Raw genomic sequence first — 17,736 nt, forward strand, 5'->3', positions numbered from 1 at the left:
AAGACTAAACGTTCCTTGTCTATAGTTCGTAAGAGGAGATGCCTGACTCAGTGTTCAGGCTTCAGTTCATCATGCATACGTGAGAACAGAATAATAAACTCAGATAAGGACACACTATGTTTAAACACGCATTTTGTATTGGTACCCTGCTGGTTGCCTCATTGCCACTTCAGGCTCAAACCGATGAACGGGGCGCGGCAAGAGCTCAGCTTGAACCCAAGGGCTTTTTGTACGGTATCGGGCTGGGCGTCAGTGAAGAAATATATCAGGGCTACGACAGGCGTGTGATCCCCCTGCCTATCTTGGGTTACCGGGGAGATAAACTCTCCGTTCTTGGACCATTCATCAGCTATGAAGTGCTGGAAGTCAATGATATTGAGATCCTGCTACAAGCAGCCCCGCGCTTTCAGGGCTTCGATGAATCGGACAGCGATGTGTTTAAAGGCATGGCTGAGCGTGACTTATCAATGGATGCTGGTCTTGGTATCAGATACGAGCGTAACAACTGGAAGTTTAATGTCTCTGCTGTACACGATGTGCTGGATAAATCGGATGGCTACGAGCTGTCAACCGGGCTTGGTAAGGTCTTTAGATCCGGTCCGTTTTTCTACGAGCCCAGCCTCACCGTCAGCTATCTCGATAGTAATCATGTTGACTACTATTACGGGATAAGGCTGAACGAAGCCACCAACATGCGCCCCTACTATCAGGGCGATAATGCCACCAATGTTGCGCTCGGGTTCTCGGTATCAACGCCGATCTTTTTTGCTGGCTTTACCCAGCTTGCATTTGACTACACTTGGTTTGATGACAGCATAACCAATAGCCCGCTGGTCGACAGCGACGGCAGCTTCTCGCTCCGCTTACTGTTCAGCAAATTCTTTTAAGCACAAAAAGGCCGCAGCTCATATATGAGACTGCGGCCTGTTATGTCGGATTAGATGCTTGCTGGCATGCCCATACAACTAGCATAGTAAGTCGTCGTAGCCGGCCAATCAGAGAATACGCCCATTACGCCCACATCTTTCGCCAGTATATCAAGTAGCTTAAAGGTATCACCATCGTTGTTAATCATACTTTCACCACGATGTGCGCCATTGACACTTTGATAGTACCAGCCGCCACCAGCTGCAAGATGGCCTGAACGTTCCAGTGTCCAGGTAATGATCCCAAGGCCTGCGTCACGCGCTGCTTTGGCATACGCAGATGGCACCATTTCGCCGTTTTCTTCGGTTACCAGCACCCACATAGGTGGTGCAATGATCTTCACGCCGTCTGCTGCCAGCTCAGCCATGGTAGGCACCAATAGTTCAGGGTTGTTGACCAGTTGCTGCGGCGTAACACCCTTTTCATTCTCAGCGGTTTGCGCTTCGTAACGGTCATCCAGATAAACTGCCTGTGCACCAAACTGCGGATTTTGCACTATCCAATAGTTGATGTCGTCACGGTTAAATGACTGTGCCCAGACGTGCTTAGGATCAACCCCCGCAGCCTTGTACTCGTCAATCATTTTCTGAGCATAATCCTGCTGAGAAAATCCATCGAACGGCATAGTGACGGACGGAGACTTAAGCTCAGGCGTCATCTTAGTGCCCAGCTCTTTGAACAAAGCAATACTTTCTGCATGGGTCATCAATGTACCCCGACTGGAATACAAGTCAGTGCGCCAGTTGGACGTACCATTCATGTATTCTTCCACTGTGGTACCCATAGAGTTTGCAGCGTCCATTTTACCTTCAAGCGTCATAAATTCCGCCAGCGTAATGTCGCTGGTACAGCACTTGGCCTGAGCCACAACGCCATTTTCAGGATCTGCCGGTACAAATGGCGTCGAACATTTCTGTGCCAGATCAGTTTCCAGAATGTTAGTTGTGGTGTGTAGATCGCACTGAGAGTGGCGGCACACCAGTTCTTTGTCTTTGGTGAAGGTCACATCACACTCCAAAATACCCGCGCCCATTTTGGCCGCTGCGAGATACGACTCTTTAGTGTGCTCAGGAAACTGCATCGGTGCACCACGGTGGCCGATTGAAAAGTCTGTCTTGTAGAAAGGCCCATTTGAACATTGGGCCAGTTTGTCTTTTAGCTCACCCTCATCCATGTCCTGCACCAGAAAATCCGGGCGCGTACCGACCTGCATGTTGTTGGCACCACCCGCTGGTACTTCAACTACAACCGGTACTTCTATGGTTTTGATCTCAGTAATGGTATCGGTAACCACTATGGTCTTTTCGACTTCCACTACCTGCGTTTGCGTGTCTGTGGTGACAACCGCTTTTTCTACTTCAACGACTTCGGTTTTGTCGTCATCACAGCCTGCAAGTAGCAAAGCCGCAATCACAGCAGAGAGAGATGTTATTTTTTTCATTGTTATTCCTAAGTTTACGTCCAAAGAAAGCGTTTTTATTCTTCAAGGAAATAACAATAGAGGGACACTATTACTGAAGTAGGAACAGTCAGTGACCTTTTTATGACTCGTCGCTACTGATATTGCGCAGCTGTAATAAACTCTCCAAAGGCTTCACACCAGACAATCACAGTATTGTAATCCGCCGGATTGACCTGCTGGGGTACATCGACCACAAAGTTGCTAAAGGTTTTAATGTCACCGACTTCAACCATGGTGCTCTTGAGGCGATTAAAATCCGCTTCTGTTTCCACAAACTGAGGTGACAAATACAAACGATAATCCGGCCCCGGGGCCAGCTCGCCAAGCAAAGTTATGTGATCTTCGCTGATCGAAACCATGCCTTCCCCCCAATGTAATGCATCACTGTCTTGTAAAGATTTACGAAATTGTGCCGAATAATCGGCCCCTAAAGATGCAGCTGTGACGGCTCCCTCGTTAGGTGCAGGTGGCGCAGTTAAAATGGGCAGCATATAGATGCCACCCACAAAACCGGCGAATCCAACCAGGCCATGGGTAATGATGAGCGTAAGCGCACGTAATGTCATAGTCTCTTTCCTTATAGCTGATGGGCTAAAGTGTAGTACAACTCAGCACACACTCGGGCACTCATCACACAGTGTTTTTATGGGCATAACCTTTATGGGTACATTGAACATTTGCCCGTAGCACAATTACCTGCACCGTACATATGAGTGCTGCAAAAGTTAGACCCGATAATAGGCCAGAAAGAACGCCACGGTTTCCGCTGTGAGTACTTCAATCTGTTCATGGGTCAGTGCGGGTTGTTGATGCAAAATCTGAGGCCAAAAGGCCTGCCCTTTTAACAGACTGATCAGCTGGGCATGTGCGCTTTGAGGATCTGCCTGACGCAACTGTCCATGTAACATGGCTTGCTTAATCCAGCGGATTAAGGCGGTTTCCTGATCAAAAAACTCACTCATTTCAGCAGTGAAAATATCAGGGTTAAACAGACAATACCCTATCGCTACTCGGATCAGTTCCTGTAAATTTTGATTGCTCAAAAAGTCCAGCTCATTCTTCAGTAACGCAGCCAACTGTGCATCCAGTTCTGTGTCATGCACATACTCTATGTCACACGTCAAAATGTTCTGACGCCAGATTTCTTTGATGATATGCGTCACTAACTGTTCTTTGCTTGCAAAGTGATTGTATACGGTACGCTTTGAAACCTGGGCTGTTTCAGCAATCTTGTCCATGCTGGTATCGCTGACACCATATTGCTGAAACGCGCTCAGGGCACCATCTATAATGGCCTGTCGTTTTAGCATACTACGGGTAATTTTTACGGTCATTGTGGGTTCATTGTATGTAACTTTATTCTGACTATTTTTACACTTACCAGTTTACTTTTCAATTTATCCTTATTGTTCTAAAGCACGGCTTCCTTGCAGTCATTACTTTGATACTCAATCGAATTGTGCAATCTGCTGTTGTTTCAGTATGGTCTCTGTGATCTGCACGTAATGATAGCGTTCAGCCAGGTCCAGTGGCGTGTCATTTTCATAAGTTTTGAGCTGCAATTGTGCGCCACCTTGAATAAACACTTTGGCCGCATGTGTCCGTATGCCCCGCTCTATGTGTACTTTCATCGTTATAGCCAAAAAGCCAGACGCGTACGAGTGCTGATCGACTTTTTACTGGCGCATTGTGGTAATGACTGAGCGTAAGACACAACCCTTTGCCGTGTCTGACTTTTTAGTGAATTTAACGCAAATATTCTAACTTCTATCATCAAATGGCAATAATCTTGATACACTATAACACTATTGCAATTTTATGAATTTAAACACTTCATGACTCTTTCAAATCTAAAGCCTGTTGCAGCCTTATTAACACTCGTGTGTGCCGCACCCGCGCTGTCGCATGGTCATCAGGAACATGCCACATCGAAGCAACCGCTGCGTGTTGCAACCTGGAACATTGAACACCTTTCTGCATCTGATAGCACAGGCTGTAAGCCAAGAACCGCAAAAGACATTCAAGCCCTGAAACAATATGCGCAGGCACTTGATGCCGATATTATTGCTCTGCAAGAAGTCGCCTCAGCGTCAGCCGTGCGCCAGGTATTCGGGGAAAAAGACTGGCACGTAGTAATGTCAGACAGAGCCGACAGTAAAACATACACCTGTCGTAAAAGCGGTAATAAGTCGACACAGCAAAAAGTCGCCTTCGTGGTAAAAAAATCACTGATCGTCGATAAGGTCGTGCAACACAGCTCTTTATCAGCGGTAAAACCTGGCCTAAGAAATGGGCTGGAGATCCAACTGACCTATCAGGGTGATGCGCTGCATCTGCTGAACGTACATCTGAAAAGCGGCTGTTTTGTTGATGACTACCAGCGTTCAGATAAAGAAGCCTGTAAACTGTTGTCGAAACAAGCCCCGATACTGGACAGCTGGGTTGAACAAAAAACCCAACAAGAGACAGATTTTGTCGTGCTTGGCGACTTTAACCACCGCCTCACGGCACCTTACAACCGCCTAAGCCGGGATTTGTATTTTCCACAAGGTGCTGCCAATACACAGCCTAACAACATAGACAACGCGCCTTTGTTTAACGCAAATCAGATGCTGACTGGCTGCCACCCCTACTACCCGGCTCCCATCGATCACATTCTTGTGGCAAAAACACTGAAAGACCAGTTTCAGTCAGGCAGTGCGCAGTTCCACTATTTCGCAGATATGACCCCACAAAGCATGCTTGCGGATCACTGTGCTTTGAGTATCGACTTTAAGTAACATGTCGTTCATGGGCCAGCTTTGCCTGGCCCAATTACTTACTTTTCAAGTTGTTCTATTAAATCAACCACGGACTGGAATACACGCCTGTTTGCCAGTCCTATGTGTTTATTTACGACCGAGCCATAGGCACCAAAACGAGCCACAACAAGTTGCTTTGAAGGTATGATCACCACATATTGCCCCCGATGACCACGCAATGATACTGTATCTTTGGGTAACCTTGGCATCAACCAGCCCATATCATTGAGCCATAGCTGACCACCGTAGTGTTCGGATACACCGGGAGACATCATTACGTCAGCAACCCAACTGCGCGGAACGACTTGTTGACCCTGCCAACTGCCCTGCTCAATAAACAACTGACCTATCTTAAGCCAGTCGTGCACGGTAAGGAACATCCGAGCCCCGCCCCTTAAGTTCCCGGCCTCATCATACTCTGCAACGGCATTGTTGATCCCCAGCGGCTTAAATAGCCCATCATGATAAAGATTGAGCAGAGACTGCAAGTTACCGCCTGATGCTGTTTTTAGCGCATCACTTAGCAGTTGTGTGGTCCCGGTAGCATATTCAAATCGCCCCCCCGGTTCATACTCTTTAGGCAATTGAGTAACATATTGAACTGAATCAGGCGTGTGGTACCACATTGGAGCCAAATCCTGATAGCCATGAATATCGGCCGTTTCAGACCATTTTACGCCTGAACTCATATGCATCAGGTTTGCGATTGTCATAGAATGTGAACCAGCCACCACATCCTGATCCAGAGTCAGTTTACCCTGTTGAACCAAAATACCCGTCAACAGACCTGTCAGCGTCTTAGCCATTGACCAGCTCAGCATCCGGGTATCACCATCATGGTGCTCATCGTAGTGCTCAGCCACCAACTTCCCCTGGTACATGACTGCCACGGCAAACGTATTATCACTGTGTGCGTAATTACCCGTGTTGTGAGCGAAAAAACCACCCAAAGACACATCCTGGCGAATAGCGTGCTCTAACGGGGTGCTGGGAGTGAGTTCAGGTACGCTAACATGTTGAGCTTGTGCGTGTAGTTGCTCAGGGGTCAGATCAAACAAAAGGGTACAACCTAAGCCAGCCCGAAAAACGGATGTTTTATTCATGACTGTGCCATTTACCTGTGCACTTACACTCACCGTCTTTAGTCTTGTATCAACGCTAATTTCAGGCCTATCAGGTAATGCCGCCAACGCCTCCGGAATCACGTTTTGAGTAATAAAATCAATGGACTCATTAGAAACAAAATGTCTGGAGCACAGTTGATTGGCACTATAACCCAGTAACTCCTGAGGGTCAGATTGACATCCTGATAATAGTGCTGCAGATATTGAGGTCACTGCACTCATAAAAAGGGGTTTCATAGTTATCCTTACATAGCGTTTTTAATTACTGCTATGACGAATAACTAATCAATAAATAAACGATTATGTCATAGTGAGCACTTGTGGTCTGCGCTGCACATTCAGTGCCCTATACAATAACCATGCACCCACCATAAAATTGGCCAACGCCAGCGCCCAGATAATTCCCTGAAAACCGTTCAACTGAGCACCGATATACGCACCAGGTAAGGACAAGGCAAACAATCGGACCAAAGTCACATTCAGCGCCAGGCCGGTGCGGCCAATGGCATTACAACAACTCACATATAGCATCACCCCCGCCAGTGCAGCATAAGATATCGGCAAAATACACATCGCCAGCTCAATAGAGTGACTCACAAAAGACTGTTTACAGAAACCAACACCCAGCATGTCGGCACCCCAAAAGAGTACCAACGCAATGATACTCTGCCAGACCAAACAGGCGGCCATTGCCTGCTTAATGCCTCTGCGTACCCGTAGAGATTTGTTCGCAGCCCAATTTTGACCAACAAAAATGGGTAATGACGTCGTCAGTACCATAGGCAGCAATAATGCAAGCGGCTCTATACGCATGACGACGCCAAATGCGGCCACGGCATCACTCCCCTGCGAAGCAACGATCATCATCAGTAACGACTGAGCCAGCGGCGTAAGCAATTGCATAGCCACAACGGGCACGAACAGTCGGAATAAACGGCGAAACGCTTGTCGGCTGCGCTGTGATAACAGATGTACTTTGAGCCTGATATTTTCTTTAACACGCAATAAATAAAGCGCATAAAAACTGGCACTCATTGCAGCTGCAAAATGGGCAACTCCCAGTCGTTCCAGGCCACTCATCGATAACGCAGATTGCGCCCAGGGCGTGAACAGTGCAGCGCTAATGAGGATTTGTGCACCTGCAAACATCACCAGTAACTGCGCAGCGCCGCGCATATTGCCAAATGCCCGAAGTACGCCAAACACCACCATGACAATAAAAAAGAATACGACTGCGCCCAGTCGATATTGCATATAACGTTCAAGTGTCGGCCAGACTTGCTCACGAGCAGAAAACTCAGCAAACCCCAGCATGGTCAATATCGGCTGTAAACCAAACCAAATGATAATCGCCAAACTGGCACCTATCAGTATGGTGAAAATCAGACTCACCGCTGCCAGCTGCTCAACCTCGTTTGCCTGTGTTAAACGGGTCGCTACAACAATCCCCAGGCCAATCGCAAAAGCAAACAAAGTGGCCTGAACGGGTAAGGTATAACTCATCGCTGTGAGCTCTTCTACACCCAAACGCGAAGCAAAATAAAGTTCCATCAGGTCGGCGCTAAACAGTGCCAGAATTGCCCACAGCATAGGTAAAGTCAGTTGCTTTAAAACTGCGCTGGTAGAGCCGGTTAATATCCAGCGCTTTCGCACCGCCCGTTTTCTTTGTTTATCACATACCTGAAGCGGCTCGCCCAGGCTTAATGCAAGTGAATTATCTGATCCCATAGTGGGTCGTTTACTCCCTCAGTAACGCGGTGTATTTATTATGGCTTGGTTCTTTTACAGCATTTATCTGCAAAAGAGGAACGCCCTAGAGTCTTGACCCGGTTTCAGCATAAGAGTTCACAAAAAGCGGGCAGCAATTCGATTAACAAACGAGATTAGAGGATGAATGGAGTGACGTACATGTGCGCATACTTTCTCAGGCTGTCCTCTGAGTCAAACATTCACATAAAATGCCCGCCGCTAACTATCTGACTTTAATGTTGGTTTTGCACACAGATGCTCACTGTCAACTAAATTTAACCTTTCGCCATTATGCTGGTTCCGGTTTTGTTCCAGATTATGGTAATTCATTTAACGTCTGGACTAACACAAAGGAAAAACAAACTAATTAAAAAATACCAAGGATATTTATGTTTAAAAGATCATTGGGGGTTGTGCTTTCTTGTCTTTGCATGACAGAAGCCATTGCAACACCAGAACTGGATAATCTTGCCCTAAGTGCTCAACTTAACAAAAGCTATCAGGCGTTAAAATCTCAAACACAACAAGGAAAAAATGTTCGTGTGATAGCCAGGTTAAAGCCTATACAGCAGCCAGCTACCTATGTTTACCGTACCGAAAAATTTGCCAAACAGAATCAAATTCAGGCTCGCCTCTCAGAAGCTAACTCAGAATTACAAACGCTCGGCGTCAAAGTAAGTCGCAGCCTCCCACGCTGGGGATATATGACAATGGAGGTCAGCGATACCGAGCTGGACGCCTTAGCGCACAGTGGCTTATTCGACATGATTTCAGAAGATACTGCCAACTCAGCGCATATTTCTGCCTCATCACAACACGTAAACGCACAAGAGGCTCATGATATGGGCTACTCTGGCGCAGGTCAGACGATAGTTGTATTTGATAGTGGGTTTGACGTTGACCACCCATTTTTAGGTGGCCGGGTTATTCAGGAAGCATGTTTCTCATCAAACGCTACTAACCACGATACCAGTTTGTGTGCGAATGGTGCAACGACAGGGATAGGGCCAGGCTCTGCAAGCATATGTGAAAATGAGGACCTCAATGAATGTCACCATGGAACACATGTTGCCGGAATAGCAGCAGGTGCCCTTACCGGCTTCAGTGGCATTGCGCCAGAGGCTAATATTGTTGGCGTACAGGTCTTTACCCGCGTTAACCACACAGCAATCTGTGAAGAAAGCACCCCATGCCTGCGCACATATGACACGGATCTGTTAGCAGCATTTAACTGGGTCATCGAAGAGGTTGAACGTGGTGCATTAGAGAATGTCGCCACACTTAATCTCAGCCTGGGTGGCGGAGAGTTCGCTGGGGCTTGTGATGATCGCTTACTTGCGGCACCAATAGAAGAACTAAGAGAAATGGGTATTGCAACCGTTATATCCGCAGGCAATGACTACTTTAATGGCTCAGTTGGGCAACCAGGGTGCGTTAGTGATGCGATTACCGTAGGCGGTACACTGCGCACAGAGGACGACCTGCTCATTGTGAGGGACGCAAATGGCGTAATTGACTGGGGGACGAACATGTCCGAACAAGTCGACGTGCTTGCACCTGGACGTCGAATTGAATCATCGATACCCGGCCCAACCTTTGAGACAATGTCTGGTACGTCTATGTCTGCGCCGCATGTTGCCGGTGCGATTGCTGTACTCAAACAAATCAACCCAGATGCCAGTGTAGATCGTATTGAGCAGGTGCTAGAGTCAACGGGCGTCAATGTAACCGATCCACGAAACGGCATAACGCGTCCCAGAATTGATGTACATGCTGCCGCTTTGGCTTTAGAAGGAAAACCCATCGCTGCGCTGGATCAACCTTCCTATTCTGTGATGGTAGGCACACAAACCACATTTACTGCGAAAGCGTCGTCAGACCCCAATGGGCACACACTCAGTTACGGCTGGGATTTTGATGGCAATGGAGTCGTTGATGAAGAAACCAGTCAATCTTCCGCACAGCATACCTATGAGAATATTGGCAGCTACCAGATGAAGCTCACGGTGAGTAATAACGAAAGATCGGATACTACGCAAGCAAGTGTCACTGTTTATGACCCCGTTTTACTTTCCATCATAATCAGTTCATCGTTGCTCTAAACAGAGTGCACAAGCGCCTACCGGTGCTTGTGCATCTCCTGAGTACCTGCATGCCAGTACGTTGCTCGATTGCCAGGAAGAGCCCCGGAGTTTAACCCGGCACAGTCGTCAGGTTGGTCCTGGAAGCGTAACGCGCGCCCCTGATATATCTGGCAAGTGGTTTTTCTATACAAACAAAAAACACAAACGCAACGGCAACACTGAGCAAAAACGACGTTAGCAGTTTTATCTCCACAGCCCAGTCGAACTGATGCACAAAGGCTATCACCGGCATGTGCAACAAATACAGTGAATAAGAGATTTTACCGAAGCAATCACCTACCTTGTTTGCCAGTGACAGTCCCTGGCTACCAAAAACCATGACCCGAATCCGGGGTAACAGGTCACACATTGTGAGAGGGAATTCGATTAACGACCAAGAGTGGGGGGAATGACTTATGGGTGCACCAGTCGTCTTATTTTGCTGGTAACAAGTCCGACAGAATTAACGAACAGACGGTGCTGAGCGAAACTGGTAACACAGACCAGTTTCGCTCAATCTAGGTTTTACCGGCCTAGAATTGAGATCGATTCTATCGATTCAAGCCGTGTCAGCAAGTCTTCATCCATCTCAGTGTCGTAAAGATAAAGAGCTAATGGCCGCCCACTTTCGATGAAAGCATCCAATCCATGAATCGCATTGAGCGTATTGTGTTGGAAAGTCACATAAACTAACTGTGAATTGTCAGGAATAGTGAATTCTGTCATTGGGACACGGGATGCATGCAAGCCACTCAGGCTAGCAGGCACGGTTACCTGCGCAATATTAGTCTCAGCTATATTTAGCCTGTCAAGATGCTTCACTGCCGTCAAATCGAGCGCGGTTAATTTGGTACCACGCAGGACTAAGCTATCGGCATCAAGCTGATTGGCAATAAACTCCGTCAGGGGATTGTTCATCAAATTAACGGTTGGAATATTGACCCCCTCTTCAGGCATGATAACGCTCGTTAATTGAGCGTCTGCTAGCCGGATTGTCGACAACTCAGAATTGAGTGATAAGTCGAGACTCGAGAGCATCGAGCGCGTCGCATCCAGTGAGCGTAATTTTTTCATAAACGCTGTATTTAGCTGCGATAGAGGGACATTATCAATTTCCAAACTTGTTATATTAGACTCTCCATTGAGTGTCAGAACACTCAGTGGCGTATCTGACGCTTTCAGCTCAGCCAGTTTTTGTGCAAAAGTGATATCCAGTGATGCAACCTGCGTCCTTCGAATATCCAATTTTTCAAGGTGTGTGAATTGACTTAAGTCCAGGTAGTTTAACTGGGAATTCATAGCTGACAGGGATTCAAGCATGTGCGCGTGCGTCACACCAACCACTTCGAGTACTTGAGAATAAGATATGTTCAATACAGTTAACTGCGTATTATGACTGATATCCAAACTGGTCGCGTTTATTCCCGATGCAAAGAGAGTTTGTAAACCCGTAGCTTCTGCTATATCAAACTCGCTAACGTCGGACTCAGAGACATTTAGCTCTGTAAGTGAGTGTGCATTGTGCAACGAAACCGCACCAAAGCTCCCGTGACTCAGGTCAATTGCTCTAAGAGACGGTAGGTTAGCTAGATCCATTTCAAACACGCCATCGTCCTTTTCGCCATCTCGGACAGTCAGCTCTTTTAAATTTGTCAGTTGTTCAATTGTTTGCAGCGCATTCGAACTCAATACCGTCTCTTCTAGATACAACTTTTCCAGAAACAGAAGCTTCTCTAAACCAGCTAAATCTGTTGGCTGTTTTTCTTGTTTGTAACAAGACAAGCCGGAACCATATTCAATATAGTTGCCTGATTGAGCATCAATACAATCACGCAGGTAGTCATCTGTGATACCTAACCTGTCAGCATGCGACTCCGGCTCTTGGTCCACGGTTATCCTGAAATCGCAGGACTCGGTAACCGAATCGACTCTGAAAGTTAAACTGTTGTCAGAAAAATACAAGGGCTTTTCGATACCACAGCCTTCGAAAGACGACACAAACAAACTACTGTCCCGACCAAGAAAAACAAAGGCCTCCAAATAATCACCATATTGGATATAAGGTAAAGTGAGGTTACTTGACAAGTATACACTTTGTGGTGCTGTAATAGCCACTTCAACCATAGCAGGCTGGTAGTACAAGATAACGTGCTCATCTGAATCGCATTGACCATCCGTTAATCGACACAAGGTAATAGAGTCAATGTCATTATCGATCAATTTATACTGCTCAACTAACTCACCACTCAGATCCAATAACTCAATAATATCATTTTGCTCGTCGACGAGATATTTGGTCTGTGGGAATTTATCATCGATCAACAAAGTACCATGTGAATAACCACTTTGGTGATAGAAAGACCACTTTCGAAGTGAGGACCCTGTTTTCTGATAATACTGGTTGTTTGACCTCATGGAGTAGTCAATTTCATTGAGCTTGCCATCCGGGTCAATATCCACTTTTACCAGAGTCCCGGTTGATCCCGATTCGTTATGCTCATACACATAAAGGCGACCTGAGATAAAGGATAAAACGGTATACGAACCAACTAGTTGCTCTTGACACTCTGCTCTGTCAGCGCTACATAACGCATCATGCCTTCCTAAAATATCATTATAAAAAGCGGTCACTGTGAGTTGATGATTGTCCAACTTGGCTGTCGCGGCGCCGCTAAAGCGACCCGAGCGAACCTCACCGCCCTGATACAATTCAAAACCATAATATGAATCATTGAGATTGAAACGCCAGCTCCCAGCCAAGTTATCCATAGTCATGCCTTTAAGTGGAACCAGCAAACCTGCCCCGTAACTCAACCAGGTTGGCTTAGCACCATTTGACATGCCACCTAATTCAACCTGCTCAACAGCAAAGGCATAGCCCCCTTCCCTTTGTTCATATAGCTTCACTGTGGCTGAATCACCAGACTGTTCGCCATACAAGCGGATTTCACCCTGCGCGGTCAACTCCCAGGTAAGCTGTGACGGTACACCCACTCCCGGCTCAATTCTCGATAACACTCCGGTATGGTCATCATTGAGAGTTAGCCGAACTGTTTTTCCGTGCTCAATAGAAGTGACTGACCATTCACCGATCAAATTATCTCTGTCTATGTCAAGCGACGCCAGATAGTGACTAGGGTGTACCGAGCGCACTTCCGTCATACTGACCGGCCCCCATTGCCAGTCAGACGCACTCCAGCGAATATCCACGTCTTGCCCCTGATGGGAGAGTGTGAACCCATTTACCCACTTTAACTTACGATGATTAAGCTGTACTGCTACTCTCTTTTGATCATCAAAGGTAAAAACAGAAATACCTTCACTCTGTGTTACTGAGAAATTAGCACTAGCGTCTGTACCATAAAAAACTCCACGACTATCACCCGTCATTTCATAGTACCAGCCGGTTGGTATAGCCTCCGCGTTTGTATCGATCAGTAAGGTTGACTCTGTCGGCACAAAATCCTCAATAAAGCTGGCGTTGACCTCACAATCTGCAACCGGGTTATTCACCTGATAGTAGGCTTGTCCCTGACGTTCAATAAGACGGCCATTACACCCCTCAATACTTGCAAGATGTGAACCTTCTTGCGCGTTTACAGTAACTAAGAATGCTTCACCATAATAATACTCAGCGGTAGTTGGCAATAGCTCCCCCAGGCCTGAGACAGTGAAGCTGATGTTCAGTTCAGGTTTCGTATAGCTAAAACGGAAGGTGTTATCGACACTGCACACATCTCCTTCGGCAACATGACACAATACCAAATCAGACTCAGATTCGTCCTGGATCAATAATTGCGAGCGTTCTCCGGTAACAAGGTGTTCAAGCTCTATGCGCGTGCTATCCAGTCGTGCTTTATACTCAACGCCATCGATAATCAAAGTGTCGGAACACAAGTGAGCGGGTGACGGGTTAGTCGGGCAATGAGAGTCTCGTTCAATATGCGATACACCATTATCGGTTACATGATAAAGACCCACACCATGATCCAGTACTCGCCCAAAGCGCTCATTCTTGTAGAGCGACTTGTCAAACTGGCCCAGCTTCCAATCCCTGTCAGACAGGCGATAAAAATGTATACTTCTAGAGATATCATAAGATATACCGAAATCACTTCTGTTATATACATCTTTGGCAAACTCTACGGCAATGTGATCACCTTGAACTGCAAGCAGTTTGTGGCGGAATACTTTGCTAATATCACATTCTGGTTGACTGGTGTCACAATGCCCCACGGCCTGGCCTGCAAACTCATAGTGATACTGGTGAAAAGAGCCATCTGCTTTAACCCCTTCAATACCTCTGTGCCAGCGGTAATGGTAGCTGTCATTGCTATCAACCTTAAATTTGCTTTGAGCTCCCTTGTTACCTATCTGGCGCCACATTTTCTGGTAATCAATATCGTCGAAGCTAATGTCCTGATGCTTAATTAGATTTGCCTGAACTACCCGCCGGTGCTCATCGAACCCTTGCAACATCAGGCCCTGATAACCGAATTCAGTCTCTCTGACCGGCACAAACCCAAAATTGAAAAAGAGGGCATCGATCCTGACCTCTTCCCAGGGCCTGGTGTAATACCAAGTACCTAAAACTGAAAAGACTTCATCATCGGAAAGCATGGGTTCATCGGCGAACACCTCACTTTGATTACCGGCATTCATATCCAAACGAATACGCCTTGGCTCACTCTGATCATCACTGAAAAGCAGCGACCATTTACCGATAAAGGCATCGTCTGCTAGCTGAGTGGTCTGGCGGCTATCAAACAACTGGGCATTGACAGAAACTATACCATCAGGTGCCTGAGGCAGGTTCTGGGTTGGCACAAAATCAATGGTGACGGCCTGAGCATGCTCCGCACTGTCGAAAATAGTCAGGGTAAGCTGGGTCGTCTTAAAGCCCCCGCGGGTGCTAAATTGACTGGTATTGACATCAAGTTCACTCTCAAGGTTGATTAGGATTTGCTGCCCCTGAATTTCCCATGTGAAGTGAGACAGAGATCTGCCTGCCAGAGAACCGGTCTGATCTTCTTTAAACTCTATGCTGGCGCCGAAACCATCAACCACTGAGGTTTCAAGTAAGTAATATGTACCCAAAGGAGAAAAACGAGAGACATCAACTAAAGTATCATCCTGTTTAATTTCCTCTTCAATTTGCGCCAGTAACGCAGGCTGCTCTGTGTCCAGGGAGTCAGTCAGCTGAGCGAGTAATTCGGCATTTTGTGCAAGCGCCAGTGTCGAAGTTGCTCCTTCTGGTAGTGCAACCCCATGGTCAATCACCGCTTTTAATATCGATGCAATCGACAGTTTCTCGCCCGTGGCAATGTGTTTACGCGCTTCTTTCAGCGCGCTCGCATTATTGAAACCGACTGGGTGCCTGCGCTGAAGTAAGGCATATTCTGCTGTGGTCACGTTGGTGACGTTCACGTCAAATAACTCACTACTACTGACTGTGCTATCTTCTCCTGCTGCTTCTTGAAGCTCCGACACGGCCCCCAGTTGCGATACCAGTTCAACACGCCCTTGCGTTTGAGCATCCGTCGCGCGCAAAATACCCAGGGCATTCACTTCACTTTCATCAACGCTGAAGGTCAGTTGATAATCGCCCTGTTCATCTGCCTGCGCGGTAAAGCTTCTCTGCGCTACTTCCAGGACGACATCGGCAAATGGGATCGGGGCATCCGTGACCTTACCCGATACTGTCAGCTCGACCATCTTGGGCTCTATGGTTACCAAGTGAGTATAGCTGGATTGCGCTTGCTGATTATCCGTCACAGTCAAGGTAAATGTCACCGCTTGTGCTTGCTGGATATCCGGGCTGGTCACTGACAGGCTGGCACGCTCGCTACCGTCCAGTATCAGCGACAGACTCGAATCATGATGCCACTGATAAGCCACCACTTCGCCGTCGGAGTCATTCGTATCGCCAATCAGTGAAAAAGCCGAGCGTTCGCTCGCCTGTGCGGGGCCTGCTATGTTCACTTGCGGTGCAACATTTGGCAGCGCTTCTATCTCAATGTTATGTGCAACTCTGGTAACCGCACCTTGATTATCTGTGACTTCAAAGTACACAGTGGCAGTACTGTCGGCCATAATATCTGGGGTGGAAAGGGTAAGCTGCCCCTCAACTGTGGTGTCTAATACCAGATCAACAGATGCTGTATGACTCCAGCTATACTGCTCAATTTCGCCATCACTATCACTGGCCTGCGCTGTGAGTATTAGCTGTTGCCCTTCAAGCAGAGTTGACTCGCCCTGAATGACTGCCGTTGGCGCAATATTGGGCAGTGCACGAACCACAACGGAATGCGATGCCGTCGTGGTTGCCCCCTGGTTGTCTTCTACTGTCACGGTAAATTGAGCGGTCTTGTCTGACATTATATCGGGCGCAGTTACCTGCAAGATTTGCTCTGTCACATCTGACACACCCAGTTGCATCTCAGAGCTATATGACCAGGAGTAGCGCATTACCTGACCATCACTATCAGAGGCATCAGCTGCCAGCGTAAAAGTGACTCCCTCTATCACTTCATCGTCCGCAGAGACAGAAACCATAGGAGAGACATTCGGTAATGCCTGGATCTGTACCCAATGCGATTCAGATTGTACTCGCCCATCGATGTGCTCAACATTGACTGTGAAATTCACCCCCAGATTATCCGTGAGATCCGGGGCGCTAACAGTGAGCTTGGGCTCATCTGCACTACTGAGCAGCAAATCAACCGCAGCATCATGCGTCCAAGTAATCTGCGCGATATGGCTAATGTCAACAGAGGGCACCAGGGTAAGTACAAAATCGGTTTGCTCTGTATATGCGCTTTCACCGGTCACTTCAATCGAGAAGGGCTCTAACACATTTTTGATAGTGACCGGATAGGTCGCGGTTGCCTGCGCGCCCTTGTCGTCAGTAACGGTCAAAGATACTGTGACCAGGGTATCTTCATCGACACCTTTGCTTGTCATCTCAAGCGTCGGGCTGTCCGCACCGGCTAGCTGCAATTCAGAGTCGGCCTGATATGACCACGCGTAGGTATGAATACGGCCATCGGGATCATCAGCGTCGGCTGTTAGGGTCAACGTCTCATTTTCGTTGACGCTTTGCGCTCCAGTGATTGACACAGTCGGTACTCTGTTATCCACAGATACAGTAGACCCACCATTGCCTGTTTGAGTGTTTGTCTGGGATCCAGTCGATGTATCACCACCGCCTCCCCCACATGCACTTAGTCCCAAACCAAGCAGCAAGATCACCAAGGACCTTCTCACTACACCAACGATATTATTTTCCACTAAACTATGCCTCGCTCTCAGCAACCGATATTCGAACAAAAAAGGAGCGATCTTAATTAAATTACCGTACAGGTCAAATATAAATAATGTTATTTAAAAGGGCCCTTTGTTAACACAACCAATCAAGCCAACACCAAGAGTTGCAAATGTTTAATATAAGTAATTTAGTTAAATGGGTTGCTTATAAAATAAAAAAATTAACTTCAAAATGTCGCGCACTACACCTGTTGGTTTTTGAGTGATTTGATATAACTCTGCGT

At 47.1% G+C, this 17,736-nt stretch carries 11 protein-coding genes; 3 read left to right on the forward strand and 8 right to left on the reverse strand.

Annotated features, from left to right (window positions below; genetic code table 11):
* Positions 1 to 116 precede the first annotated feature (116 nt).
* On the forward strand, positions 117 to 887 hold the full coding sequence (locus tag AT705_RS05210; protein ID WP_058795783.1) for a MipA/OmpV family protein: 771 nt from the start codon (positions 117 to 119) through the stop codon (positions 885 to 887).
* A 50-nt stretch (positions 888 to 937) separates the two neighbouring features.
* Here AT705_RS05210 and AT705_RS05215 read toward each other — a convergent pair whose 3' ends face one another.
* The 4 genes from AT705_RS05215 to AT705_RS25170 form a co-directional block, all read right to left on the reverse strand.
* Complete coding sequence (locus AT705_RS05215) at positions 938 to 2,368, reverse strand: glycerophosphodiester phosphodiesterase family protein (RefSeq protein ID WP_058795784.1); 1,431 nt, start codon at positions 2,366 to 2,368, stop codon at positions 938 to 940.
* Positions 2,369 to 2,481: 113 nt separating this feature from the next.
* On the reverse strand, positions 2,482 to 2,955 hold the full coding sequence (locus AT705_RS05220; protein ID WP_082668922.1) for a DM13 domain-containing protein: 474 nt from the start codon (positions 2,953 to 2,955) through the stop codon (positions 2,482 to 2,484).
* Positions 2,956 to 3,114: 159 nt separating this feature from the next.
* Positions 3,115 to 3,723, reverse strand: a complete 609-nt coding sequence (locus tag AT705_RS05225; RefSeq protein ID WP_058795786.1) for a TetR/AcrR family transcriptional regulator — start codon at positions 3,721 to 3,723, stop codon at positions 3,115 to 3,117.
* 114 nt (positions 3,724 to 3,837) lie between these two features.
* Positions 3,838 to 4,020, reverse strand: coding sequence for a hypothetical protein (locus AT705_RS25170; RefSeq protein WP_058795787.1), 183 nt, complete (start codon positions 4,018 to 4,020; stop codon positions 3,838 to 3,840).
* Between the two features lie 204 nt (positions 4,021 to 4,224).
* Between AT705_RS25170 and AT705_RS05235 the strand changes: the two genes are divergently transcribed.
* Positions 4,225 to 5,169 carry an endonuclease/exonuclease/phosphatase family protein gene (locus tag AT705_RS05235; RefSeq protein ID WP_157576673.1) on the forward strand — a complete coding sequence of 315 codons (945 nt, stop codon included), beginning with the start codon at positions 4,225 to 4,227 and terminating at the stop codon, positions 5,167 to 5,169.
* A gap of 38 nt (positions 5,170 to 5,207) precedes the next feature.
* On the opposite strand, the gene AT705_RS05240 is transcribed toward AT705_RS05235, so the two are convergent.
* Entirely contained in the window at positions 5,208 to 6,551 is a 1,344-nt protein-coding gene (locus AT705_RS05240; RefSeq protein WP_058795789.1) for a serine hydrolase domain-containing protein, read from the reverse strand.
* A gap of 63 nt (positions 6,552 to 6,614) precedes the next feature.
* Entirely contained in the window at positions 6,615 to 8,042 is a 1,428-nt protein-coding gene (locus AT705_RS05245) for an MATE family efflux transporter (protein WP_058795790.1), read from the reverse strand.
* A gap of 410 nt (positions 8,043 to 8,452) precedes the next feature.
* Between AT705_RS05245 and AT705_RS05250 the strand changes: the two genes are divergently transcribed.
* Positions 8,453 to 10,165, forward strand: a complete 1,713-nt coding sequence (locus AT705_RS05250) for a S8 family peptidase (protein ID WP_082668923.1) — start codon at positions 8,453 to 8,455, stop codon at positions 10,163 to 10,165.
* Positions 10,166 to 10,256: 91 nt separating this feature from the next.
* Here the strand turns inward: AT705_RS05250 and AT705_RS05255 are convergent, their stop codons facing one another.
* Both AT705_RS05255 and AT705_RS05260 read right to left on the reverse strand, forming a co-directional pair.
* A complete protein-coding gene (locus AT705_RS05255) occupies positions 10,257 to 10,526 on the reverse strand; it encodes a hypothetical protein (RefSeq protein WP_058795792.1) in 270 nt (89 codons plus the stop codon).
* Between the two features lie 185 nt (positions 10,527 to 10,711).
* The gene (locus AT705_RS05260) at positions 10,712 to 17,476 is read right to left on the reverse strand and encodes a PKD domain-containing protein (protein WP_058795793.1); all 6,765 of its coding nucleotides are present in this window, start codon (positions 17,474 to 17,476) and stop codon (positions 10,712 to 10,714) included.
* Positions 17,477 to 17,736 lie beyond the last annotated feature (260 nt).

Origin of the sequence: Pseudoalteromonas rubra (genome assembly GCF_001482385.1) — a bacterium.
GTDB classification, from domain to species: Bacteria; Pseudomonadota; Gammaproteobacteria; order Enterobacterales; family Alteromonadaceae; genus Pseudoalteromonas; species Pseudoalteromonas ardens.